Genomic DNA, 22,472 nt, shown 5'->3' with positions numbered 1-22,472 from the left:
CCCCCTTCGCGTTGGGACGCCTTGGGACGACTTCGACCCTAGCCAGCCGTCCCGGAGCCGTCCATGGGAGCGGTCGTACGTCTGCTGTTCAGGCAGCAACCTGGATGCACACCGAGAGAACGCCCTTCTGAGGGCGGGTTCTTGACAGGGCGTGAGATACAGGTATTACATGTATCCCATGACGCGGGGCGCCGGCACTGGGCTCCGGAAGTCACATTGCTTGACCTGCGCAAATGCACGACCAAAGGGCCCTGCTCCGGCGGGGTCATGAGGCCCCGCTTCGGCGGGGGCGAGGGACCCCGGGCCCTTTGCATCCGGGAGGGCTTAGACCGAGAGGTCACGTCTCCATACGCCTGAAACGGGAGCCCGTGTTCCCGAAGGAGACACCTGTTCACATCCGCTTCCACCGAGGAGTCGTCGTGACACGACATCTGTAGGGCGCTGCCGTGCTGGACCGGTACGGCAGCAGCAATGCCCTTTGCGTCCCCGCCCGGGGCGGCGCCGGAGACATCCGGGCGCCGCCGCGCGCGGTTCATCCGGAGCTACCGCGGGATAGCCGCGGCCGGTTGCCTCCTCCGCCCGTCCGGGCGCCTCTTCGCGGGGCTGCTCGTACGGGTGGGGTGTGGGGAGCTGGATCGATTCCGGCCCGGCCGCCGAGGCGGCCTGCCGCACACATCCTGTGCGGCCTCATCCGAACGGCACGCGACCCCGGGGCGCAATCCCGGGGCCGCTGGAGGGCCGTTCCACCTGAGAGGACACAACGACCCATGAGCATCATTGCACTGGTCCCCGATCCGGACCGTGAGCCGGCCACGGAGTGGGCCGCCATCGTCGCCGAGACGCCGCTGATCGAGGCGGAAGTCGAGCTGCTGGACGTTCAAATTGCCCTGATGGACCGAGTGCCCTCCGAGCTGGACCGGCGGCGCCTGCGCCGGGCTGAGGCCCGGGTGCTGGCCGAGCGGGCCGCGCTGGCCAACCGCGCCCCCTCCGGGGAGGCCGCGTGATGGCCGACACCTTCACCGCTCAGATGACGCTGTCTCCCGCCGGCTTCTGGCGCGTGTACGTCGTGCTCTTCGGCGCGTCGGAGTGGCCCGAGCACACCTGGGGCCGCTCCGCCCCGATCCCCACGGTCGTGGAGCGGGCCGAGGCGCTTGCCTCCCTCGGGTACGAGGTGGCGTCGGGCACCGAGTGGGAGTGGATCGAGTACAGCGAACTGCCCGATGACCCCGGCAGCACGGTGTGCCTGCTCGCCGCGGTCAGCGTGCTGGCCAGCCCGTCCGCCACGGCGTTCGTGCCGGAGGTGGGGGCATGAGCTTCCAGGACACTGCGCTGACGGCGGCGCACGCGGAGGTCAAGGCGGAGCTGGCCCGTACGGACACGAAGGCCAGTTTGCTGCTGGCGTTCACCGGCGCGATGCTGGCCGGCGCCTGGACGGTGGCCACCAGCGTCCACCTGCCCCCGGCCGCCGTCGCGTTCGGGGCCGCCGGGGTGGCGGTGCTGCTGGCCGCGGCCACGTACCTGCTGCGGACGGTCCGCCCGAACCTCGGTGGCGCCCGCCCGCAGGGCTTCCCCAAGTGGGCCACCCTCACCCCCGACGAGATCCGGGACGCGCTGAGCGAGGACGACCGGCCCGCGCACATCGCCGCCCTGTCCCGCATCGCCGTTGCCAAGTTCGCCCGCCTTCAGCGCGCCATCGACCTGACCTGTGTTGCCGGTGCGCTGCTCGTCGTGGCGGCCGTTGTGGCGTGGCTGGGGGTGGCGTGATGATTCGCGTCGTTACCCGCGCCCGGCTGGCGGCCTTGCAGCAGGACGCCGATGGCGCTCGTGAGCGGGCACGGGAGATCCAGGGTGCCGCGGACCGCGCGTACGCCGGCCATCTGCGCACCGTCTACGACTTGACGGCCGATGTGGAAGCCGCCGAGCGCGCGGCCGAGGCGGCCCGAGCCGACGCGGTGATGGTCCGGGAGATGCTGGAGTGCACGGAGGCCCAGCTGGCCAGCGCGCGTGCGACGGTGGCCGAGCAGGCTGCCCGGATCGGCGCGCTGACCCGCGAGCTGGACGCGATGGTCGGGGCGGTGGTGTTGCTGCACTACGGCCAGCTGCGCAGCATCCACCCCGACGGTGCGGCGGCTAAGCGGCATGCGTCCTCCTTCGGCGCCGACCCGGATGGCTGGGGTACGGCCCTTAGCGACCGTCCGGCGTCTGAGGTGGCCTGGCGCATCTCGCCGCTGAGCAATTGGGCGGTGGCGGACGGCGGTGATGCCGGATGATCCCGACCCTTTCCCACCTTCTGCCTGACGGCTCCGGTTGGCTGTCCTGGGCCGCGCCGCTGGCCACCGCGCTGTTCGCGGTGGCGGTGGCGGTGTGGGGTATCGGGCGGCTGCGGCGCTCGTCGTGGCTGGCCGGCATCGGCCCGCAGGCCATCGTGGCGCTGGGTGGTGTCGCGGTCAGCGTCTACGGTCTGTGGGGCTTTGCCACCGAGACCGTGCACCTGCCGCGCCTGCTGACTGTTGCGTTCATCTCGGTGTTTGACGCGGCGGAGATGACGCTGCTGGTGATGCTCTACCGTGCCGCCGACCCGGAGGTCGGGTGGACGCGGGAGCTGCGGTTGATGCACCGCACGGCCTGGACGCTGGTGGCGTTCTCCGGCGCGATGAACGCCGTGCACGCCCCGAACTGGTGGGCCCGGCCGGTGCTCGCCGCGGTCCCGGCGCTGGCCGCCTGGCTGATCGAACTGCAGCTGCGCAGCAAGCTCCACACTCCCGGCCGGGATGAGGAGGAGGATGTGCGACCGGGGCCGGCCAGGTTGGTGGCACTGCTGTGGCAGCACGCCTGGTCGGGGCTGTTCGCCCTGCTCGGCCTGGATGCCCGTACCTCCTCCTCCGCCATCGCCCGCGCGGCCATGGCGCAGCGTGCAGCCCTGCGCGTCTACCGCCTCCGCCTCACCCTCGAAGCAGCTGCTCCGGCCGGGCCGCGTGCCGCGCGGCGGGCGCAGCGGCGGCGGGCGCGGCTTCGGGGGCGGGCGCAGAAGGCTCTCGATCGTGCGGACGTGGCCACCGACCGGGGCCAGGCGCTGGCTCTGGTGCGGCGCCTGGCAGCGCTGACGCGGGCGGAGGAAGTCGCGCGGCTGAACTATGCCGACGCCCCGGCCGTGCTGGCACTGATCGAGGACCTGGCCGTGACGCCGGCCGCGCAGCGCATCGAGTCCTCCGCGCTGGCGGAGCAGGCCGAGGACGCGCGGCGGCGCGCGGAAGCCGCGCGGCAGGAAGCTGAGCACGCGCGGCAGGAGGCGGAGAGCGCGCGGGAGCGCGCGGAAGCCGACCTAGCTGCCGCGCGTCAGGAGTTGGCCCGCGCGGAAGAGGCCCGCAAAACTGCCCTTGAGGACCAGGGTGGCGCGGCGGCCGCGATGGCAGATGCGCGGCAGCGCGCGGAAGCCGCGCGGCAGGACGAGCAGGCCGCGCGGCAGCGCGCGGAAGGCATCATCCAGGACGCCAACACCAAGGCCGCTCACCTGCGGCAGGAGGCCGAGACCGCCCTGCGGGACCTGCGCAAGGCCACCGACGACCAGCAGCAGCGCCTCGACGCCCTGACCAACCAGGCACAGGAAGCCGAAGGGCTCACCCAGCAGCGCCAGCAAGCGTTGGGGCAGGTCAAGCGGCAGATCCAGGAAGCCACCCTCCTACGCGACCGGCTGCGCGGCGACCTGGCAGCCCTCCGGCCTCAGGCCCCGGAAGCCGCCATGGGCGGGGAGGGGCCGATGTGGAAGTCACCGGCCAAGGAGCAGGGCTGGCAGCACTACCTCCACACCCTCACCACCACCGGCGGCCAGAGCGAGCCGAGTGCGGCGGAGCTGGCGGAGCGGTTCGGGGTGGACGGTGGTAACGCGCGGAACTGGCTGCGGGACTTCCGTGCCGCGCGCGCCGCGCAGATCGCCGCGCACCAGCCGCGCGCAGCCGCGCACCCCGCCGTTGACGACACCGCCCCGGCCAGCGCCGCCTGATGCCGGGTCCCCGATTCTGGGACCCCGAGGGCACGAAGTACGGGCTCCCCACCTACCCGTGGCGCCTGGCCCCGGACGGTCTGGCCACCCGCGCGCAACTCCGCGCGCGGGGCCTCCGTCCCGGCGGGCAGGAGATCGCCGCGCAGATCCTGTGGCGCTCCCGCCGCCTCCGCGGCGGGGTCCGCGTCGCCTACCTCTACCGCATCGACCAGGCCAAGTCCGTCCGGCCCATGACCCCGGGCAAGTGGGCGGCCCTGGCGAAGGCGAACGCCGCCCGCCGCACCTGCCCCGTCTGCGGGCGGGACGCGGGCTACACCCTCTCCACCTCACTCGGCGTGTGTGTGCCCTGCGCAGACGCTCCCGCGCTGGCCGCATGAAGGAGGCTCCCATGCCCTCAACCGCAACCGAGACCAAACCACCCACCCCCACCACGACGCCCGAAGCCATCAAGCAGCAGCCGAAGCCGGCCGCACAGACCAGGGAGCCGGCCTCCGCGCCGGGGCAGACGCTGGGTGGCGTCTTGATCCCCGGCGGCGCGCTGACCGGCCTGATCGGGTTCTGCTGGCTCTGCCATCAGTTCAGCCTGCCCGCCGTCCTCCTGGCCGTCGTCGCCTGCTCCGCGGTCGCCACGGCCACGCTGGCAGTGCGGGCCGGGCGGCGCATTCGGCGGGCAGGCTCGGGCCGTCTGGGGCGTGCCTCGCTGCGCGCACCGGGCACCGGGCACCGTGGCGGTGCTGCCTCCGGCCCTGCGGGACGTGCTTCGACTGCCGGCGGGAGGGTTCCTGCCGCCCGGTCCGGGGCCGGACCGTCGCAGCGCAAGCCAACCAGCGGCACGCCGTCGGCAGTCGGCCGCGCCGGTGGCACCTCACGGAAGCCAGGTGGTCTGGCCCCGAAGCCGAAGCCGCTGGGCGCGGCCACGCCGAATCTCTCCAGTCACCAGCCGGGCGTGCTGGGACGGAACGCGGCGGCACTGGGCGGGCCGGGCCGCCGCACCACTCCGAGCGGCGCGGCGCCGCGTACGGCACCCAAGCCGACCGGCGGCGCGTCGCTCCGCAAGCACACGGGCGGGGGCGCCGCACCGACGCTCTCCGGCGCCGCTGGAAGGCTGGCCCGGACGTTCAGCCGCAAGTCCCCCACCACCGCGGCCGGCATCAACACTCCGCAGGGCGGGGCACGTCGAACAGGTGGTGCCAAGCAACCGAAGAGCAGCGGCCGGCAGCAGCCGGGCAACAGCAAGGGCAGTTACAAGCCCGCACCGCAGCAGAGCACCACCTCGGCCGGCGGGCGGGCCCGGAAGGCCGCGAAGGCCCTCACCCAGGCTGCTCTTCGCAACCGTGGGCAGTCGGGCAAGCAGCCCAACTCCGGCAAGCTCAAGACCCGCCCCAAGCGCACCTCGCGACAGGAGAAGTCCAAGCTGCGGGGCGCCTGGCGCGGGCTGCGCCACGGCTCGCGCCTGACCAAGCAAGGCTCGTACTGGGTGGGGCGGAAGCTGCGCAAGCACCTCAGCCCTGTGACCCGGGATCGGCTGCGTAAGGCCGCCACTCCGCTGCGGGCCACGGCCCGCCTGGTGGCCCGGCACGGCTCGCCGCTGCTGGCCCATGCCTGGCGCTACGGCTCGCGCGCCCTGCTCAACGGGCATCTGGCTCTGGGCTCGGTCCGCTTCTCCACCGTCGGGCCGAACTGGCTGCGCCCGCTGGCCCGTGTCTTCCACACCCTGACCACCCCCGCCGCTCGTGCCCTTGCCTGGGCCGGGTCTTGGGGGTGGCTGAACCGCTGGATGTACCGGCACACCAGCGCCGACACCACCCCGCCCAAGACCCGCCGCACGACACCGACCGGTGTCCGGACGGCCGGAGCACACCGGGCAGTGCACAGCCCGACCCGCATCACCACTCCTGCGACGAACGGAGTTCCTGTGTCCTCCATCGAACCCGCGCTGCCGCTGCAGTACGCCGCCGACGCCGTGCGCACCGCCGGCGCCATGATGGTCCTCAACCCGGCCGGCAACATGGTCGGCTACGAAGCCACCATCAACAGCCTGGCGGAGATCCAGCGCGCCATCGGCGACGTGATCGCCATGGCCGCGCACTCCAGCCGGGAGAGCTTCAAGGTCAACGCGGCCATCCCCGAGGCGTACGACGACACCGCCGTCTACGCCCACGCGCTCGCCGGGCGCCTGGACTCCATCCCGACGCTGTACCGGATCATCCACGCCGAGCAGATCGACAACATCGAGAACCCCACCATCCAGGGCGCCAAGTGGGACCAGTCCGCCAACTGGCAGTAACCCGCTCACCCACTCCGCCACAGGCCAGGTACCGACCGTCGGTGCCTGGCCTGCGCTCTTCCGGCTCACCCCGACCGAACGGAGACCCTGCTCATGCTGAGCCGTCCCAGCAACCACGAGCCGATCCCCTGGCGGCACGGCGTGGTGTCCACCCCGCTGTTCACCGCCGCCACCGTCTACGCCGGCGGCCTCGGCCTCGGGCTGGCCGCGGACGCCGGTACCGCGCTGCCGCTGGGCTGGATCGGCGTCGGCTCCCTCACCGGCATCGCCGCCGCGGCCACCTCCCGCTTCATCCGCACCTCCGGCCAGTCGAAGTTCCGCCGCTGGTTCCACACCGGCTTCACCGCCACCTGGACCAGCGCCGCCTACGCCTGGATCAACTGGACCGCCCACGGCAGCCCCTGGACCCTGGCCTCCGCGGCCGTCGTCGGCGCCGCCACCGCCGCCCTCACCCCGTTCTATGCGATCGACCGCGGCTTGCGGGCCGAGGAGATTGCCGCCCAATGGGCCACCGAGGCCGGTACCGGCTACGGCGACCGCGCCGAATGGGCACGCCTGTTCGAAGAGGTCGGAGCGAAGGGCGTGGAGGTCGGCAAGAGCCAGCGCACCCGCGGCGGCTACGCCATGCCGCTCCGCCTGACCAGCACCTCCTTCGAGCAGTTGCTCACGATGCTGCCCGCCCTGGAGACCCGCAAGGGCGACATCCGCCCCGGCTCCCTCCGCCTGGTCCGCAGCGAATCCGGCCTGGCCTCCGAAGCGATGCTGCACGTCACCACCCGCAACGTGCTGGCCGAGACCATCGACCTGCCCGGCGACTCCCACCCGCTGACCATCCGCGAACCGCTCACCTTGGGCCTGCTGGAGTCGGGGGAGCCGATCGAGATCCTCTTCCGTCAGGTCAGCATCATGATCGCGGGCATGAAGGGGTCCGGGAAGAGCGTCCTGCTCCACGTCATCATCTCTCTGCTGACCCGCTGCACCGACGCGGTGATCTGGATGATCGACATGGCGCAGGGCAACACCGCCAAGCGCTGGCTGCGCCCCTGGGCCCAGCAGTGGAAGGACACCGACGGCCGCCTGATCGACCGTCCGATCCTGGACTGGGTGGCCACCGACCCGGCGGAGGCGGTTCGGCTGCTGAACGCCGCGCTGGCCATCGCCGACGGCCGGGCGCGGCGCATGAAGGGCGGGAAGATCCAGCCCAAGGAGAGCGAACCGGCCGTCATCGTGCTGTCGGATGAGAACTCCGACCTGATGGCGTGGACGCCGGAAGCGCTCAAGGCGAAGATCCGGCTGCTGAAGAAGGGCCGCAAGGCCGCCGTGGACGTGGTCGACGCCGTCCAGCGCGGCACCGGCCCCAACACCGGCGGCGGAGAAGTCGATTCGCAGTACGACATCACCATCGGCATGCGCTTCGCCAAGAAGCAGGAAGGCCAGTTCGTCTTCCCCGGCCACTACCAACAGGTGGACCTGGCCAAGCTCCCCGGCAAGGGCGCCCTCTACATCCTCGACCAGGCCCGTGCCCAGGAAGGCGGGATCGGGCCGGAGCGCGGCAAGGTCTACTTCGCCAACGACGAAGACGAGCACGCCGACGGCACCGCGCGCCACGACATCGAAGAACTGGCCGTGGCCCGCTGGGACATCCGCCCCGACCTGGACCAGGCCGCCCAGGAGGACGCCGCGCCGTTCGGCTACCACGAGCGCTGGTCCGACCCCGAGCGGATCGCCTGGCTGCTGGACGCCCTGGGCCTGCCCACACCGGCCGGCACCGGCGCCCGCACCGCAGCGGACGGGACCAGCGCCGCGGGCGGCAACACCGCACCGGGACAGGCCGGGGGCATCGGGACGCTCACCCCGATAAAGCCCATCGAGTACTACATCGACAAGGCCAAGAACCCGCAGGCCGAACCGCCGCAGGAGCCCACCGCCCCGGCTACCGAGCCCCCCACCGCCGGAGGCTCCAGCGGTGGTGAAGAGGACCCGCAGGTAGCCGCGGCGATCGCACGGGCCCTGGCAGAGTTCGAGCGCATCACCGAACAGGCCGCCGAAACCGCTGCGGACGAGGAGGCCGCCGCGGACGAGGAGGCCGCCGCGGCCGCACCGGCCGGGCCGGAGTGGCTGCCCACCGCGATCGACGCGATCGAGTCCGCCGGGGCGATGGGCATGAAGCCGGCCGCCATCGCCGACCTTGTCGGCCGGGACCGCAAGACCGTCCGCGAAGCCCTCAAAGCCGCTGCCGAACGCGGCGAGTTGGTCTACCGCGACCGCGGACCGCACTCCGTCTACGTACATCCCGACCACCCCTGACCTCACGCTCAGTTACTGGGTAGTGGGTAGTGGGGCGCGACACCCCACTACCCACTAACCCCACCAACCGCCCACCTGTGGGTCCTCAACAGGCCCTCCCCGTAGACGCCCCACTACCCACTACCCAGTACTCACTACCCACTACAGCTACACACCGTGACCACCACGTGAGCGGCCCTTCCTCTTGGAAGGGCCGCCCACCGTCGTACCGACAGGAGAACACCTGTGGCCCTGACGCTCTCCGCCACCGTCCTCTTCGGCATCCTCGCCGTCGTTCTGCTGCGCGGCAGACACGTCAGCTTCGGCAACGCGCTGGTGCTGTTCCTCTTCGGCTTCTTCGTCGCCGGCACCGGCGCCTACAAGCCCATCCACAGCCTGTGCCAGGCCGTAGCCGACGCCCTCACCCACCTCACCGCCTAACCCGGCCCCGGCAGGAGGAGGACTTGTGGACCCCCGACCCACGTACACGATCACCACCGCCGAAACCCACCAGGCACCCGTCTACCTCCAGCACCGACCCACACCACCGATGCCGCTCCAGGAGATCCCGCCCGGTGTCGAGCTGGTCACCCTCCCCAGCGGCGTCCGCACTCTCGCCTACACCCAGCCCACCCCGCCGCCCATGACCGCAGCTCCGGCCGCCCAGCCGGTCCCGGCCTGGGCCAAGACCACCGCCCTGCTCGTGCCCACCACCGGCTTCGGCATCGGTGCCGCCGGAGTTGGCCTCTCCTACGCCGCACCGGGACTGATCGCCATGAGCCACGCCCTGTGGGCCGCCGTCGCCCTCATCGCCGTCGGCGGCGGGGCCGCGATGGCCCTGCTCAAGCGCTGCCGCCGCCCTGCCCCTGCACAGATCACTCAGAACATCACCGCGACCGGCTTCTTCGGCCGCGCCAACGGAACCATCAACCACCGCTAGGAGAGCTGACGTGAACTTCAGCGACAACGAGATCGTGACCGTCGCACTGGACTGCCCGGGCTGGACCAAGCCCCACACGTGCGACATCACCCGCCGCCAGCTCAACGCACTGCTCGTCGCCCTCGACGACATGGCCGCCGACACCTACGAAGCGGCCCGTCGCCTGGCCCAGAAGTGGCCCACGCCCGAAGAGGCGTACGCCAACGCCCCGACCATCGCCTACGAGCAGACGTGGACCGAGAGCACCGCCAACGCCTCCGCCGACGAGTTGGACCGGGATTGGTACCTGCGGCACGCCGCGCTGCTCGACCGCATGGCTCTGCGCGATGACCCCGACCAGGACACCTGCGCCGCGGAGGACGCCGAGGCCACCGCCATCGTCCTGCTGGACATCGACCAGGCGCCCCGGGGCTGCGACCCGCGCGCCTACGTCCGCCAGCAGTACGCCCTCTGGGCCGCCGACCAGAGGAACGACCCGCGGGGCAGCACCCACAGCTAGCAACGCCCAGGGCGGCCCGTGTCTCGGCAAAGTTCCGGGCCGCCCTGGCTCTCCGCTCATTCCACAGAACAGGAGACCTCCAGCATGACCCACCCTGCCTTGATCCGGCGAGCCCGCCTGCGGGTGTTGGCCGCATTCTGCGGTGTCGGAGGCGACACCGCCGGCTACCTCGCCGCCGGGTGCCACGTCACCGGCGTCGATCTCGCCCCCCAACCCCGCTACATCGGCGATGTCTTCCACCAGGGCGACGCGGTCGAGTACATCCGCGCTCACGGCCACGAGTACGACTTCATCCACGCCGGACCGCCGTGCCAGTTCGACTGCACCCTGACCGCCGGCACCAACGCCACCAAGCGCTCCACATACCCGGACCTGCTGGAGCCGACCCGGGAGGCGCTGGAGGCCACCGGCCGCCCCTATGTCATCGAGCAGCCGCCCGGCCGGGCGTCGAAGCGGATGCGGGTGGACGTGACGCTGTGCGGCGAGATGTTCGGGCTCGGCGTCATCCGCCACCGCAACTTCGAACTTGGCCACTGGACCGCCCCCAAGCCTGCCCACCGGCCGCACCGCGGTCGCGTGGCCGGCATGCGGCACGGCAAGTGGTACGAGGGCCCGTACTTCGCCGTCTACGGCGAAGGCGGCGGCAAGGGCACCGTCGCCCAGTGGCAGCAGGCCATGGGCATCACCTGGACCGACGTACGCAAGGAGATCGCCGAGGCCATCCCGCCCGCCTACGGCCTCTGGCTCGCCAACGCCTTCCTCACCCGCACCGCCCTGGAGGTGGCCGCGTGAGCGAGCACCTGACGACCGCATTGACGCTGGCCGCCTCCGGCCTGCCGGTACTTCCCCTGCGGCAGGGAAAGCATCCCTTCGGCAACTGCCCCCAGTGCGCACACAGCGCCTGCGGGGACCGCCCGCACATGAAGGCCGCCGGCCCGTGCCAGTGCCCCCGGCCGTGCCACGGCTGGGCCGCCGCCACCACCGACCCCACCGTGCTCACCTCTCCGGAGTGGGCGCCGGCGTGGCGGGACGCCGTGGCAGTCGCCTACCACCCCGGCGGGGCTGGCCTGACCGTGGTGGACCTGGACACCGCCGACGCGGTTGCCTGGGCCCGCCGCACCCTGCCGACGACCCGGACCGTGGCCAGCACGCGGGGGGAGCACTGGGTCTACGGGGGCGCCATGCGCTCGGTGAACGCCGTCCGTGACGGTGTCGACATCAAGTCCACGATGGCCTACGCCCGGTGGCGCGGGCCCGGCACCGGCACCACGGCCCCCCTCCCAGACGCCATCCGCGCCCTGGCGGTGAAGGACACGGTGCGGCTCGCGTCGCACGCCATCACCGTGCCCGCATTGATCGGGGGCGGGGAGTGCCGCCATCGCACGCCCGTCTACCTGGAGCGTGGTATCGCCATGGCAGAGCAGCGCATCACCGAGGCCCGCAGTGCGGTCCACACGACCGTCTACCGGACGTTCCTCGCTGTGCTGTCCGCCCACGGCCGGTGCGGCTGCCTCACCGATGCGCACATCGCGCGACTGTTCACCGCCGCGCAGGCCAAGGGCGAATCCCCCCGGCACTGCACCGACGCATGGGCCAACGCCCGCACTGCCCTGGGGCTGTGACCGTGGCCGACGACGAGAAGAATCCCGCCCGCAAGGTCATCACCGACTACGCGCAATCGCACTTCCGGTACTTCCGCACCATCGACGGCACCGTGTACGCGCAGAAGAACGGCCACCCCGTGGCCCGGCCCATCCGCTCCCAGGGCACGACTGGAAGCCACCGTCAGGAACTCATGGTCGGCCTGTACAAGGACGGGGCCGGCGTGTTCAACGGCACGGCACTCAAGGAGGCGTTGGACTTGATCGAAGCACTCGCACTGACCGAGGACGTACAGCCCACCCACATCCGCGTCGCGCCCGGATTCGACGGGGCGACCTGGCTCGACCTGGGCCGCGACGACGGCAAGTCCGTCCGCATCCACCCCACCGGCTGGGACATCCTCACCCCCGACCCGCAGGAAGTCTGCTGGCGGCGCACCCAGCTCACCGGCGAACTCCCCCTGCCCGACAAGGACACCAACGGCAAGGGCATCGACCAACTGCTCCGCCTGTGCAACTTCGCCAGCGCCGAGACCGAGTGCCTGGCCCTCGCCTGGCTCATCGGCTGCCTGGAGCCGTCCGCTCCCGTGCCCGCCCCGTTCCTCACCGGCCCCCAAGGGGCGGGAAAGTCCACCGGCGGCCGGATGCTGGTGCGGATCATCGAGGGGATGAGCGGTGACCTGCGCCGGGCGCCGAAGGACGAGGAGAACATGATCACGGCTGTCGCCGCCGGATGGGTCACCGCCCTGGACAACCTCTCCCACCTGCCCCCGGACCTGTCCGACCTCATGTGCTGCATCGTCACAGGCGCCGAGAGCATCAAGCGCGCCCTGTTCACCGACGGCGACGTCGTCCGCTCCCGCTACCGGCGCCCCATGCTCCTGACCGGCATCGACGTCGGCGTGATCCGCCCGGACCTCGCCGAGCGCCTCCTGCCGCTCCGTCTCGTGCGGCCCCGGGTGCGGCGAACCGAGGCAGAGCTGTGGACGGAGTACGCGGAGATTCTGCCGACTGTGCTTGGCTCCCTGCTGGACCTGACGGTCAAGGTGCGTGCCGCCCAGGCGGACACCCCCACCGACCTGCGGATGGCAGACTTCGCCCACCTGTGCGCGCAGCTCGACGCGGCTACCGGCTTCGGCTCGCTGGCCGCGTACCGGGCCAGCCTCGATGACCTCAACGACGACGTCATCGAAGGTGACCTGCTGGCGCAGACGGTTCTCAAGCACGCGGCCGGGCTCCACACGGGCACGGAAGTCCGTATGACGTCCTCGGAATGGCTGCACTGCCTCACAAGCCTCTACAGCGGTGAGGAGTGCCGGCCGCTGCCTAAGGGCTGGCCCACCACCGGCAAGGTCCTCTCCGACCGCCTCAAGCGGCTACAGCCGACCCTCGCCGCACGCGGCGTCCTCATCGACTGGGGCCGCACCAGCGCCGCCCGCTACATCGAGATGACCCGCCCCGCGACACTGCCCCAACAGCAGCAGCAAGCGGCGTTCTGACCCGCGCTACCACAGCGCCGCACTGAACAAGCAAGAGGAGCACCCCCGCGAGGAGGCGTGCTCCTCTTGCTGTTCCGGCGGCTTGCCGCCGCTGCACAAGACGCGCCGCGAAGCGGCTCCTTCTCCACGCCCTGAGCAGCGCCGCACCACCACAGACACCACCCCTCTTTTTCCTAAGAGAAGAGATCCTGCGTCACCCACGTCACCAGCCACCTGAACCCGGCCCCTGACCAGCGGTGACAGCAGTGACGCAGACGGCAAAACCCTCGTCATCCTCTGTCACCCGCGTCACAGGTGACAGAACTCCGCCCTGCGCCCCATGACACGCCCCGAGCTGCCCGCGTCACCGCATAACCACAGGTCAGAGCCACAAATGACGTGCCTGACGCAATGACGCAGAAATCCGCACCTCGGACAGGCGCTGGCCCCGAGAAGACCAATATCAACCCCGTTCGCAGAGAGCCCGGTTCCGTGGAGGCAGCCGTGAGCAAAGCTCCGCTCACCTCGATCGAGTCGCTGATGGTGCCGGAGGTCATGGAGGCGCTGCGCATCAGCCGCAGCAAGGTCTACGACCTCATCCGCTCCCGTCAGCTCGAAAGCTTCACCGTCGGCCGGTCCCGCCGGATTGCTGCCGACTCCCTTCGAACCTTCATGTCCGAGCGCATCGAGGAGGCCGCCTGATGGCGCGCAAGAGAAACCCGAACGGTGCCGGCAGCATCTGGCAGCGCAAAGACGGCCGCTACGAAGCCCGCGTCTACGTCCCGCAGCCTGACGGCACCCGCAAGCGCAAGACCGTTTACGGCGCCACCTGGGAAGAGTGCGACACCAAGCGTCAGGAGCTGGTCCGCCGAGACCGGCAGGGCATCCCGACGCCCACCCGGTCGGCCAAGCTCTCCGAATGGTTGCCGTACTGGCTGGAGGAGTACGTGAAGCCCGAGCGCAAGAAGACGACGTACGCCAAGTACGAGACGCACGTACGCCTCTACCTGACGCCCCAGATCGGCGTGAAGCGACTGGAGACCCTGGGCGTTGCCGACGTGCGCCGCATGCTCACCGCTGTGCAGCGTCAGGTGTCGGCACCCACGGCCAAGGAGTCGCACCGGGTCCTGCGGTCGGCCCTCGCCGCCGCGTGCCGGGAGGAACTGATCAACCGGAACGTGGCCCAGCTGGTGCCTGCCCCGCGCGTCCAGCCCAGGGAGCTGAAGCCGTGGACGGTGGACGAGACCGCCACATTCCTGGAGGCAGCGCGAAAGGACCCGCTGTACACAGCGTTCGTGCTGGCCGTATCGCTGGGGCTGCGGCGGGGCGAAATCCTGGGGCTGCGCTGGTGCGACATTGACCTCGATCGCCGGACTCTGTCGGTGCGGACTCAGCTCCAGCGCGTACAGAAGGAGCTGTATACGGACTCCACGAAGAACCGCCGGAGCCGGACTATCCCCTTGCCTCTGATGTGCGTCGCTCCCCTGCGGTGGCAGCGTCTGCGGCAGGAGGCTCAGCGACGCGCCGCCGGGGACGACTGGTCGAGCAACGGTGACCACGTCTTCACGACGCGTACTGGGCGACCGATCGAGCCCCGGAACCTCAGCCGGTCCTTCGAGCGGATCGGCCAGGCCGCGGGTCTGCCCCGCATCCGGCTGCACGACGCCCGGCACGGCTGCGCGTCTCTGCTGTTTGCCGCCGGCGTTCAGCCGCGAGTCGTGATGGAGATCCTCGGGCACTCCCAGATCGCGGTGACCATGAACGTCTACACCCACGTCTCGGAGGACTCGCGGCGGGAGGCAGTGGGACACATGGATCGACTCTTGCGGCGACGTCGGGTGCGTCTGGAGTAGGGACTGCCGTCAAGATCTACCGTCAACGCCCCCGTGGAGGGGACTCCGCGGAGGCGTTTTCGCTGGTGGGCACAACAGGATTCGAACCTGTGACATCTGCTTTGTAAGAGCAGCGCTCTACCGCTGAGCTATGCGCCCCGGCCGAGCCGACAGACTACCTTGCCTGCGGGGCTGAACTGCAAACCAGTGGGCGAAGTGCGAACTTACCGGCCGGTGTGTTCGTTTCCGGTGAGTGGGAGAATGGCACCCACCCTGGGGCGATCCGATCGGGAGAGGGAAGTGACGGCGATACACACGCAGCCGCTGGAGCAGCGAGGACGCCGTCGCGTGCGTGGGGGGCCGGTCCGGGACGTGGTGGCGCTCGTGTTGCTGCCGTTGCCGTTGGTGGCGGCTTTGGCGCCGATGGCGTTCGCGGGAGGCGGGACCCGGCGCTGGTTCGGGCGTGGGGAGAGCCAGCGGGCCGACGCGCAGGCGGCGAAGGACGCCGCGGCGGCCGCGTTCTACGAGCTGGACACCGCTCACCGGGACCTGCGGATCTCCATAGAGACGATCACCGCCGTGGACAGTTCCCCGCAGGCGCAGCGGGCCGCGGCGGAGTACGAGGGTTTCGGCCGGCGGATCGACGAGGTGAGTCAGGGGTACATCACCGCGGTCGACTCGCATGATCTTGACCGGGACGATCTGGACGGCGCCGCGGTGGCGCGGGCCCGGGCCGATCTGACGCGGGCGAAGGACGAGCTGAACCGCGTCAAGGGCGAGCTCGACCGCTTCGCGCAGGGGCTGGGGCCGCTGCTGCAGTCCGCCGAGACGCAGTTGGCGCGGCTCGCCCCGGCGGTGGAGCGGGCGCGGCAGACGTTGCTGGCGGCGAGCAATGCGCTGGACGCGGTGCGGGCGCAGGGTCTGCGGGCGGACGAGCTGGCTGCCCGCCTGGCCGCGCTGGGCCCGGAGCTGACCAAGCTGAATCAGGGCGCCGGTCAGCACGGCGTGCCGGAGACGATCCGGCGTGCCGACGACGCGGTGCGCGCCGCGGAGAGCATCCGGGCCGAGGCGGAGCGGCTGCCGGCGCGGGCGGCGGAGATCGACAAGCGGCTGGTGTCGCTGCGGACCCGGGCGCAGGCGATCACGACGCGCGCGGGCAAGGTCGACCCGATCCTGAGCGAGCTGCGGCGGCGTTACAGCGCGGCGTGCTGGCAGGACCTGCAGCACGTGCCGGAGCAGGCCGCGCAGTCCGTGCAGCAGGCCGAGGCCAAGCTGCGGGAGGCGCAGCAGGCGCGGGACGAGCAGCGCTGGGCGGATGCCACGAGCCTGCTGGCGACCGTACGTGCGCTGTTGGACGGCACGGACGAGGCAGTGTCCGCGGCCGGTGACCGGTTGCAGCGGCTGGATGCGGTGTCGTTCGACCGGCAGAAGGAGGTCGAGCGGACCCGCTTCGCGGTCCGGGACGCCCAACGGCTGGCGATGGCCGGCCGCAGCACCCCCGATCCCCGGCACGCCGGCCCGCTGGACGACGCGGTGGCGCGGCTGGACCGTGCCGTCGCGGGCCTGGAGGGCCGGCATCCGGACTGGTGGCACTTCCTGACGGAGACCGAGGCGGTGCGGCAGACCGCGGCGCGGGTGGTGCAGGAGATCAGGGACGCCCGGGGCAGCGGGCCGGGGGCCGGCTGAGGCGGCGCGGCGGAGGCGTGGCAGCGGGGTGATCCGCCCGGCGCAATGGCGTGATCCGGCCGGTGGGCGGATGCTGGACATGGAGTACGGCCCAAGCGGCTTCATCTGCGCGAAGGAGGCCGGACATGGCTACTGGGGCTACTGGTCAGACCCTGCACGGGCCCATGGGGCACTTCCACCGGGACAAGCGGCACCGCACCCGCACCCGGCTCGATGAGCACCTGCCGGTGGACCACGGGCTCAGCAAGGTCTACCGCATCGGCGCCGGGCTGATGGGCCTGGTGCTGATCGCCTTCGGCATCCTCGGCCTGACCCACCACATCGGCTTCTTCGACACCGGTGGCGCCACCGCGGCCGGACTGAACACCAACGGTGCGCTCAGCGTGCTGTCGGTCGTCGTCGGAGCGATACTTTTTGCCGGGATGGTCATCGGCGGGAATTTCGCCTCGACCCTCAACATCGTCTTCGGCGGCCTCTTCCTGCTCAGCGGATTCGTGAATCTGGCGCTGCTGCAGACCGATGCGAACTTCCTGGCGTTCCAGATCCAGAACGTCCTCTTCAGCTTCGTGGTCGGGCTGATGCTGCTGGTCTTCGGGATGTACGGCCGGGTCAGCGGCGGCCTCCCGCACGACAACCCGTACTGGCGCGCCCGCCACCCGGAGGAGGCGGAGCGCTTCGACCGCGGTGAATGGCACCCGGTGTCCGGGATGACGGCCGGACGGCAGACCGCCCGGGTCCGGATGCAGGGCGCCCCGCACGCCGGCCTGGGGTCGATGGGCCCCGGTACGAGCGGCAGCGGCTCGCGCAGAGGCACGGCCGGCCAGGTGGCCGGCCGCGGCGGCGGGGCCGGTGGCTCCGGCGACAAGGAGAGGTGAGCCGGGCGGGGAGACGTCAGGGCGTACCGAGGTGGGATTGGGGTGCTCGGTACGCCCTGACGGCCGCCTGCGGCGGTGCGTAGGGGAGCCGGGACGGGAGCAGGGAGCAGCCTGATGAGTCGGTCGGGGCGGGCCGCGTCCGCCGCGGGGCACGGGGGGCAGCACGCGGCGGTCGAGACGCTCGCGCAGCGGATCTTCAAAGGCACCTACGGCGAGGGGGACACCCTCGTCGTGCCGGAGCTGATGGCGGAGCTGGACGTCAGCCAGACCGTGCTGCGGGAGGCGATCAAGGTGCTGACCACCAAGGGGCTGCTCGACACGGATCCCCACCGCGGCACGTTCGTCAGCCCGCGGGACGAGTGGAATCTGCTGGACACGGACGTGCTGCGCTGGAAGCTGGCGGCCGGGGTGTCCTCCGACTTCTTCGCCGACGTGCTGGAGCTGCGGCGTTCCGTCGAGCCCGCCGCGGCCGCGCTCGCCGCGGAGCGCCGGACCGACGCCGATCTGGCGGAACTGGACGCCGCGTTGCGGACGATGGCCGCGACGGAGGACGATCCGGCGCTGCTCGTACGCGCCGACGCGGCCTTCCACACGGCGCTGCTGCTCGCGTCGAACAACCGCTTCTACGCGCAGCTGCGCCGGGTGATCGTGCCGGTGCTCGTCGAGCGCGACCGGGCGGCGCCGGCCTCCGAGCGCAGGTTCGGGCATCCGCACGCCGCGCACGCGGCGGTCGTCGACGCCGTACGGGACCGGGACGTGGACGGCGCGTACATGGCGATGCTGGAGCTGCTGGACGTGTCGGCGCGGGAGCATCCGTAGGCGCGGCCGGCGCTCCGCCCGCGCGGCCGTTACGGCGTGGCTCCCGGCGGGCAGGACCCGCGCAGGTCCGCGGTGCGGCGACGCTCGCCCGCCTGCTGCCCGCGGTTCCCGCCCGCCCCCGTGTGCCGAAAGGACGGTCCGGCCGTGAAGATCAGCCGCATCGAGACGTTCCTCGCCCCGCCGCGCTGGATGTTCGTACGGGTGGAGACCGATGACGGGCTGGTCGGCTGGGGGGAGCCGGTGGTCGAAGGGCGGGCCGAACCGGTGCGGGCGGCCGTGGAGGTGCTGGCGGAGTACCTCCTGGGCGAGGATCCGGCGCGGATCGAGGATCACTGGCAGGTCATGACCAAGGGCGGCTTCTACCGGGGCGGCCCGGTCCTGTCGTCCGCGGTCGCCGGGCTGGACCAGGCGCTGTGGGACCTCAAGGGCAAGGAGTACGGCGTCCCCGTCCATCAGCTGCTGGGCGGACCGGTGCGGGAGAAGATCCGGGCGTATGCCTGGGTCGGCGGTGACGAACCGCAGGCCGTGCGGGAGGCGGTGACCGCGCAGGTCGAGGCGGGCTTCACCGCCGTCAAGATGAACGGCTGCGGCCGGATGAGCCCGGTGGCGACCCGCGCCGAGGTCCGCGCATGCCTCACCCGCGCCGAGACCGCCCGCGAAGTCCTCGGTGAGGACCGGGACTTCGGCCTCGACTTCCACGGCCGGGTCTCCCCCGCCAACGCCCGCAGGCTCCTCCCCCTGCTGGCCGAGTACGCGCCGATGTTCGTCGAGGAGCCGGTGCTTTCCGACTACATGCAGGCCCTCCCCGATCTCGTCAACGCCTCCAACATCCCCCTCGCACTCGGTGAACGTCTCTTCACCCGCCGCGAGTTCCTGGCTCCGCTGCAAGCCGGCGTCGCCGTCCTCCAGCCCGACATCTCGCACGCGGGGGGCATCTCCGAGCTGCGCCGGATCGCTGCACTCGCGGAGGCGTACGGCGCACAGCTCGCTCCGCACTGCCCGCTCGGACCGGTCGCGCTGGCCGCCAGCCTCCAAGTCGCCTTCACCACCCCGAACTTCCTCATCCAGGAGCAGTCCATCGGCATCCACTACAACCGGGGCGCCGAGCTGCTGGACTACGTCGCGGACCCGGAGCCGTTCCGCTTCCACGGCGGGTCGCTGCTGCGGACCGACCGGCCCGGGCTCGGCGTGGCGGTGGACGAGGCCGCCGTGCGGGCGGCGGACGCCCGCGGGCACGCCTGGCGGAACCCGGTGTGGCGCTACGAGGACGGCGCGTTCGCCGAGTGGTGACCCGCACGCGCCGGCCCGCCCCCGGGCCCCGTCCCCCGCGCCCGGCGGGCCGGCCCCACCACCTCCCCCGACCCCGCACCCCGACCGGAATAATCGGAGGTGCCACCCCGCGCGCCCGAACGACCCCGCCGCGCCGTACGTACTACGTGTGCGGCAGGGAGCCGAGAAAGTAGGAAACGCCATGGACTTCAGCGAAGCACTCCGGACCGAGCGGCTGGTCGCCATCATCCGGGGCAGGGACGCGGAAGCGTCCTTCCGTACGGTCATGGCACTTGCGGAGGCAGGGCTTCCGCTGATCGAGGTCTCCCTCAGCGGGAAGGACGCGCTGAAGGTGATCCGGCGGGCGCGGGCCGAGCTCGGCGACGCGGCCTGGCTCGGCGCGGGCACCGTCCTGACCGGCGACGACGCCCGGCGCGCCGCCGAGGCCGGGGCGAATCTGATCGTCACGCCCGGGCTGGGGGCGGGACTGGAGGAGTCCGTGCGGCAGGGACTGCCGACGCTCGCCGGGGTGATGACGCCGTCCGAGGTGATCGCCGCCGAGGCGCTGGGGGTGTCGGCGCTGAAGCTGTTCCCGGCGTCGGCCGGCGGCCCGGGCTATCTGGAGGCGCTCCGCGGCCCCTTCCCGGAGCTGCCGTTCGTGCCGGTGGGCGGGGTGGACGCGGCCCTGGCCCAGGCGTACTTCGAGGCCGGGGCGGTGGCCGTGGGCGTGGGCTCGCCGCTGGTCGGGGACGCGGCGGACGGCGGCGACCTGGACGGGCTGCGCAAGCGCGCGGCGGAGTTCCGGGCGGTGTGCGCACGATGACGGGGCACGCGGCCGACGCGGAACGAGCCGGGCGCGGGGGTGGCCGGGCGCTGCCCGGGCCGGCGGCGGGCCCGGAGGTGTTCACGTTCGGCGAGACCATGGTCGCCCTGCGCGGCAGCGGCCCCTTGAAGCTCGGCGGCACGATGCAGGTGTCCGTCGCCGGTGCGGAGAGCAATGTCGCGATCGGCCTGGCCCGGCTCGGGCACGCGGTCCGCTGGGCCGGTGCGGTCGGTGACGACGAGGCCGGCGCGCTGGTCCTCCGTACGCTGCGGGCCGAGGGCGTCGAGGTGTCCGGCGCCGCCCTCGATCCCGGCGCCCCGACCGGGCTGCTGCTCTTCGAGCCGCGGCTGCCCGAGGTCACGCGGGTGCACTACTACCGGGCCGGTTCGGCCGGCTCGCGGCTCACGGCCGACGCCGTCGAGGACGCGTTCGCGGCCGCCCCGCCGCGCGTCCTGCACCTGACGGGCATCACCCCGGCGCTGAGCGCGACGGCCCGCTCGGCGGCCGCCCGGGCCCTCCGACTGGCGCGCGGGCACGGTTCGTTGGTCTGCCTCGACGTGAACTTCCGCGCGCGGCTGTGGACGGCCGAGGAGGCCACCGCGGTACTGCGCGAGTGGGTGCCGTCCGTAGATGTGCTGATCGCCTCCGACGACGAGCTGCCGCTGTGCCTCCCCGACGGACCGGCCGCGCGGGACGGGGCCACCGGGCCGCCCACCACCGGCCCGGCGGCCGCCGGCGCCGCTGCCGCCGAACTCGACGCCCGGGCCGAGGCGCTGCTGGACCTGGGCGTCGGAGAGGTCGTGGTCAAACGGGGCGCGGCGGGCGCGACGGTCTTCGGCCGGGACCTCCCCGACGGCCCGCTGCACCGGCCCGCCACGCCCGTACGGGCGGTGGACGCCGTCGGCGCGGGCGACGCGTTCGTGGCGGGGTACCTCTCGGCGCTGCTGGACGGCGAGGGGCCGGCCGGGCGCCTGGAGCGGGCGGTCACCACCGGTGCGTTCGCGGTCGCCTCGCACGGTGACTGGGAGGGCGCGCCGACCCGCGCCGAGCTGGGCATGCTGGGCGCACCGCCCGGGACCGTCGTGCGCTGAGCGGGGCCACGGCTAATCTGTGGCCATGCCTCGTTACGAATACCGGTGCCGCCCCTGTGGCGCCACCTTCGAGCTGAACCGGCCGATGGCCGAGTCCTCCGCCCCGGCCGTCTGCCCCGAGGGCCACGAGGACACCGTGAAGCTGCTCTCCACGGTCGCCGTCGGCGGCTCCGCGAGCGCCCCGGCCCCCGCCCCGAGCGGCGGGGGCGGCGGTTGTTGCGGAGGCGGCTGCTGCGGCTAGGCCGCATCAGCAGACCCCCGGCGCCAAGGCGGCCGGCCGCCCCGGCGTTACCGCTTGCGCGCCAGCGTCAGGCCGTCCGCCACGGTGAGCAGCACCGCCTCCATCCGCCGGTCCGCCGCGACGTGGTCGTTGAAGGCCCGGATCGCCCGGGCCGAACCGGTCGCGGCCGGGTCGGTGACCTCGCCGTGGAACAGGACGTTGTCCGCGACGATCAGTCCCCCTGGCCGCATCCGCGGCACCAGCTCCTCCCAGTAGCCGATGTAGCCGCCCTTGTCCGCGTCGAGGTAGGCGAGGTCGAGGTGCGGCTCGGCCGGCATCGCCTGCAGCGTCTCCAGCGCGGGCGCGATCCGCAGGTCGATACGGTCCGCGACGCCGGCCCTCGCCCATGCCTCCCGCCCGTAGGCCGTCCACTCCTCGGAGATGTCGCAGGCGATCAGCGTGCCGTCCTCGGGCAGCGCCTGGGCCATGGACAGCGCCGAGTAGCCGGTGAACGTGCCCACCTCGACGACGCGCCGGGCCCCGATCAGCCGCACGAGGAAGGCGAGCAGCGGCCCCTGCTCCTCCGCTGACTGCATCCCGGCCGACTCGGGGAACTTCCGGTGGGTGAGCTCCACAAGGCTCCGCTGCTCGTCGGACAGCGGCGGGTTGTGGGCGAGGACGTAGTCGTACAGCTCCGAAGTGATCGGTGCGCTCTTGGACTCAGCCACGGGCTCTCCTTCTGCTCAAGGATCACGGTCTTTCGGCC

General features: G+C 72.1%; 24 protein-coding genes and 1 tRNA gene. 23 read left to right on the top strand and 2 right to left on the bottom strand.

Going from position 1 to position 22,472, the window contains the following annotated elements; translation table 11 throughout:
* The first annotated feature begins 767 nt into the window (after window positions 1-767).
* The 16 genes from SL103_RS07220 to SL103_RS07145 all read left to right on the top strand — a co-directional run bounded on the left by SL103_RS07220 (window position 768) and on the right by SL103_RS07145 (window position 14,944).
* Window positions 768-1,004 (top strand): DUF6284 family protein, encoded by a 237-nt coding sequence (locus SL103_RS07220; RefSeq protein WP_069567915.1) that lies wholly within the window; start codon window positions 768-770, stop codon window positions 1,002-1,004.
* The gene (locus tag SL103_RS07215; RefSeq protein WP_069567914.1) at window positions 1,004-1,312 is read left to right on the top strand and encodes a DUF6303 family protein; all 309 of its coding nucleotides are present in this window, start codon (window positions 1,004-1,006) and stop codon (window positions 1,310-1,312) included. Before SL103_RS07220 ends, SL103_RS07215 begins: the two co-directional genes overlap by 1 nt.
* The gene (locus SL103_RS07210; protein ID WP_069567913.1) at window positions 1,309-1,764 is read left to right on the top strand and encodes a Pycsar system effector family protein; all 456 of its coding nucleotides are present in this window, start codon (window positions 1,309-1,311) and stop codon (window positions 1,762-1,764) included. Before SL103_RS07215 ends, SL103_RS07210 begins: the two co-directional genes overlap by 4 nt.
* Window positions 1,764-2,270, top strand: coding sequence for a hypothetical protein (locus tag SL103_RS07205; RefSeq protein WP_069567912.1), 507 nt, complete (start codon window positions 1,764-1,766; stop codon window positions 2,268-2,270). Before SL103_RS07210 ends, SL103_RS07205 begins: the two co-directional genes overlap by 1 nt.
* Window positions 2,267-4,000: a hypothetical protein gene (locus tag SL103_RS07200; protein ID WP_069567911.1), complete on the top strand. Its 1,734-nt coding sequence runs from the start codon at window positions 2,267-2,269 to the stop codon at window positions 3,998-4,000. Before SL103_RS07205 ends, SL103_RS07200 begins: the two co-directional genes overlap by 4 nt.
* Complete coding sequence (locus SL103_RS07195; RefSeq protein ID WP_069567910.1) at window positions 4,000-4,377, top strand: RRQRL motif-containing zinc-binding protein; 378 nt, start codon at window positions 4,000-4,002, stop codon at window positions 4,375-4,377. The genes SL103_RS07200 and SL103_RS07195 overlap by 1 nt, the downstream gene beginning before the upstream one ends.
* 11 nt (window positions 4,378-4,388) lie before the next feature.
* Window positions 4,389-6,287, top strand: a complete 1,899-nt coding sequence (locus SL103_RS07190) for a hypothetical protein (RefSeq protein ID WP_164492761.1) — start codon at window positions 4,389-4,391, stop codon at window positions 6,285-6,287.
* A 93-nt stretch (window positions 6,288-6,380) separates the two neighbouring features.
* A complete protein-coding gene (locus tag SL103_RS37660) occupies window positions 6,381-8,594 on the top strand; it encodes a hypothetical protein (protein WP_069567908.1) in 2,214 nt (737 codons plus the stop codon).
* Window positions 8,595-8,819: 225 nt separating this feature from the next.
* A complete protein-coding gene (locus SL103_RS07180; protein ID WP_069567907.1) occupies window positions 8,820-9,014 on the top strand; it encodes a hypothetical protein in 195 nt (64 codons plus the stop codon).
* Between the two features lie 25 nt (window positions 9,015-9,039).
* Complete coding sequence (locus SL103_RS07175) at window positions 9,040-9,513, top strand: hypothetical protein (protein ID WP_069567906.1); 474 nt, start codon at window positions 9,040-9,042, stop codon at window positions 9,511-9,513.
* Between the two features lie 10 nt (window positions 9,514-9,523).
* Window positions 9,524-10,012 (top strand): hypothetical protein, encoded by a 489-nt coding sequence (locus SL103_RS07170; RefSeq protein ID WP_069567905.1) that lies wholly within the window; start codon window positions 9,524-9,526, stop codon window positions 10,010-10,012.
* Window positions 10,013-10,096: 84 nt separating this feature from the next.
* Window positions 10,097-10,804: a class I SAM-dependent methyltransferase gene (locus tag SL103_RS07165; RefSeq protein ID WP_069567904.1), complete on the top strand. Its 708-nt coding sequence runs from the start codon at window positions 10,097-10,099 to the stop codon at window positions 10,802-10,804.
* Window positions 10,801-11,634 carry a bifunctional DNA primase/polymerase gene (locus SL103_RS07160; protein ID WP_069567903.1) on the top strand — a complete coding sequence of 278 codons (834 nt, stop codon included), beginning with the start codon at window positions 10,801-10,803 and terminating at the stop codon, window positions 11,632-11,634. Before SL103_RS07165 ends, SL103_RS07160 begins: the two co-directional genes overlap by 4 nt.
* Before the next feature lie 2 nt (window positions 11,635-11,636).
* Entirely contained in the window at window positions 11,637-13,112 is a 1,476-nt protein-coding gene (locus tag SL103_RS07155) for an ATP-binding protein (RefSeq protein ID WP_069573495.1), read from the top strand.
* Window positions 13,113-13,595: 483 nt separating this feature from the next.
* Window positions 13,596-13,793, top strand: coding sequence for a helix-turn-helix domain-containing protein (locus SL103_RS38585; protein WP_069567902.1), 198 nt, complete (start codon window positions 13,596-13,598; stop codon window positions 13,791-13,793).
* Window positions 13,793-14,944 carry a tyrosine-type recombinase/integrase gene (locus SL103_RS07145; protein ID WP_069567901.1) on the top strand — a complete coding sequence of 384 codons (1,152 nt, stop codon included), beginning with the start codon at window positions 13,793-13,795 and terminating at the stop codon, window positions 14,942-14,944. Before SL103_RS38585 ends, SL103_RS07145 begins: the two co-directional genes overlap by 1 nt.
* Window positions 14,945-15,007: 63 nt before the next feature.
* On the opposite strand, the gene SL103_RS07140 is transcribed toward SL103_RS07145, so the two are convergent.
* Window positions 15,008-15,082 (bottom strand) — tRNA-Val (locus SL103_RS07140).
* A gap of 141 nt (window positions 15,083-15,223) precedes the next feature.
* On the opposite strand from SL103_RS07140, the gene SL103_RS07135 reads away from it, so the two are divergent.
* From SL103_RS07135 to SL103_RS07105, 7 genes are all read left to right on the top strand, one after another.
* Entirely contained in the window at window positions 15,224-16,609 is a 1,386-nt protein-coding gene (locus SL103_RS07135) for a hypothetical protein (protein ID WP_079145608.1), read from the top strand.
* 227 nt (window positions 16,610-16,836) lie between these two features.
* Window positions 16,837-17,484 carry a DUF4383 domain-containing protein gene (locus tag SL103_RS07130; RefSeq protein ID WP_069573493.1) on the top strand — a complete coding sequence of 216 codons (648 nt, stop codon included), beginning with the start codon at window positions 16,837-16,839 and terminating at the stop codon, window positions 17,482-17,484.
* A gap of 114 nt (window positions 17,485-17,598) precedes the next feature.
* A complete protein-coding gene (locus SL103_RS07125) occupies window positions 17,599-18,303 on the top strand; it encodes a FadR/GntR family transcriptional regulator (RefSeq protein WP_069567900.1) in 705 nt (234 codons plus the stop codon).
* A gap of 144 nt (window positions 18,304-18,447) precedes the next feature.
* The gene (dgoD, locus tag SL103_RS07120) at window positions 18,448-19,593 is read left to right on the top strand and encodes a galactonate dehydratase (RefSeq protein WP_069567899.1); all 1,146 of its coding nucleotides are present in this window, start codon (window positions 18,448-18,450) and stop codon (window positions 19,591-19,593) included.
* Window positions 19,594-19,774: 181 nt separating this feature from the next.
* Window positions 19,775-20,395 carry a bifunctional 4-hydroxy-2-oxoglutarate aldolase/2-dehydro-3-deoxy-phosphogluconate aldolase gene (locus SL103_RS07115; protein ID WP_069567898.1) on the top strand — a complete coding sequence of 207 codons (621 nt, stop codon included), beginning with the start codon at window positions 19,775-19,777 and terminating at the stop codon, window positions 20,393-20,395.
* Window positions 20,392-21,486, top strand: a complete 1,095-nt coding sequence (locus SL103_RS07110; RefSeq protein ID WP_079146194.1) for a sugar kinase — start codon at window positions 20,392-20,394, stop codon at window positions 21,484-21,486. Before SL103_RS07115 ends, SL103_RS07110 begins: the two co-directional genes overlap by 4 nt.
* A 25-nt stretch (window positions 21,487-21,511) precedes the next feature.
* Window positions 21,512-21,727 carry an FmdB family zinc ribbon protein gene (locus SL103_RS07105; protein WP_069567897.1) on the top strand — a complete coding sequence of 72 codons (216 nt, stop codon included), beginning with the start codon at window positions 21,512-21,514 and terminating at the stop codon, window positions 21,725-21,727.
* Between the two features lie 47 nt (window positions 21,728-21,774).
* Here SL103_RS07105 and SL103_RS07100 read toward each other — a convergent pair whose 3' ends face one another.
* The gene (locus SL103_RS07100; protein WP_069567896.1) at window positions 21,775-22,434 is read right to left on the bottom strand and encodes an O-methyltransferase; all 660 of its coding nucleotides are present in this window, start codon (window positions 22,432-22,434) and stop codon (window positions 21,775-21,777) included.
* Window positions 22,435-22,472: the final 38 nt, after the last annotated feature.

Origin of the sequence: Streptomyces lydicus, from assembly GCF_001729485.1 — a bacterium.
In the GTDB taxonomy this organism is placed as follows: Bacteria; Actinomycetota; Actinomycetes; order Streptomycetales; family Streptomycetaceae; genus Streptomyces; species Streptomyces lydicus_D.
Note: the sequence above shows the minus strand (reverse complement) of the source record. Positions and strands in the feature narration are given on the sequence as shown.

Excerpts from the sequence above, each read along its gene's own strand:
- SL103_RS07195 (WP_069567910.1), top strand. The coding sequence starts at position 4,000 with ATGCCGGGTCCCCGATTCTGGGACCCCGAGGGCACGAAGTACGGGCTC.
- SL103_RS07215 (WP_069567914.1), top strand. The coding sequence starts at position 1,004 with ATGGCCGACACCTTCACCGCTCAGATGACGCTGTCTCCCGCCGGCTTC.
- SL103_RS07145 (WP_069567901.1), top strand. The coding sequence starts at position 13,793 with ATGGCGCGCAAGAGAAACCCGAACGGTGCCGGCAGCATCTGGCAGCGC.
- SL103_RS07165 (WP_069567904.1), top strand. The coding sequence starts at position 10,097 with ATGACCCACCCTGCCTTGATCCGGCGAGCCCGCCTGCGGGTGTTGGCC.
- SL103_RS07200 (WP_069567911.1), top strand. The coding sequence starts at position 2,267 with ATGATCCCGACCCTTTCCCACCTTCTGCCTGACGGCTCCGGTTGGCTG.
- SL103_RS07105 (WP_069567897.1), top strand. The coding sequence starts at position 21,512 with ATGCCTCGTTACGAATACCGGTGCCGCCCCTGTGGCGCCACCTTCGAG.
- SL103_RS07115 (WP_069567898.1), top strand. The coding sequence starts at position 19,775 with ATGGACTTCAGCGAAGCACTCCGGACCGAGCGGCTGGTCGCCATCATC.
- SL103_RS07125 (WP_069567900.1), top strand. The coding sequence starts at position 17,599 with ATGAGTCGGTCGGGGCGGGCCGCGTCCGCCGCGGGGCACGGGGGGCAG.
- SL103_RS37660 (WP_069567908.1), top strand. The coding sequence starts at position 6,381 with ATGCTGAGCCGTCCCAGCAACCACGAGCCGATCCCCTGGCGGCACGGC.
- SL103_RS07205 (WP_069567912.1), top strand. The coding sequence starts at position 1,764 with ATGATTCGCGTCGTTACCCGCGCCCGGCTGGCGGCCTTGCAGCAGGAC.
- SL103_RS07110 (WP_079146194.1), top strand. The coding sequence starts at position 20,392 with ATGACGGGGCACGCGGCCGACGCGGAACGAGCCGGGCGCGGGGGTGGC.
- SL103_RS07210 (WP_069567913.1), top strand. The coding sequence starts at position 1,309 with ATGAGCTTCCAGGACACTGCGCTGACGGCGGCGCACGCGGAGGTCAAG.
- SL103_RS07190 (WP_164492761.1), top strand. The coding sequence starts at position 4,389 with ATGCCCTCAACCGCAACCGAGACCAAACCACCCACCCCCACCACGACG.
- SL103_RS07220 (WP_069567915.1), top strand. The coding sequence starts at position 768 with ATGAGCATCATTGCACTGGTCCCCGATCCGGACCGTGAGCCGGCCACG.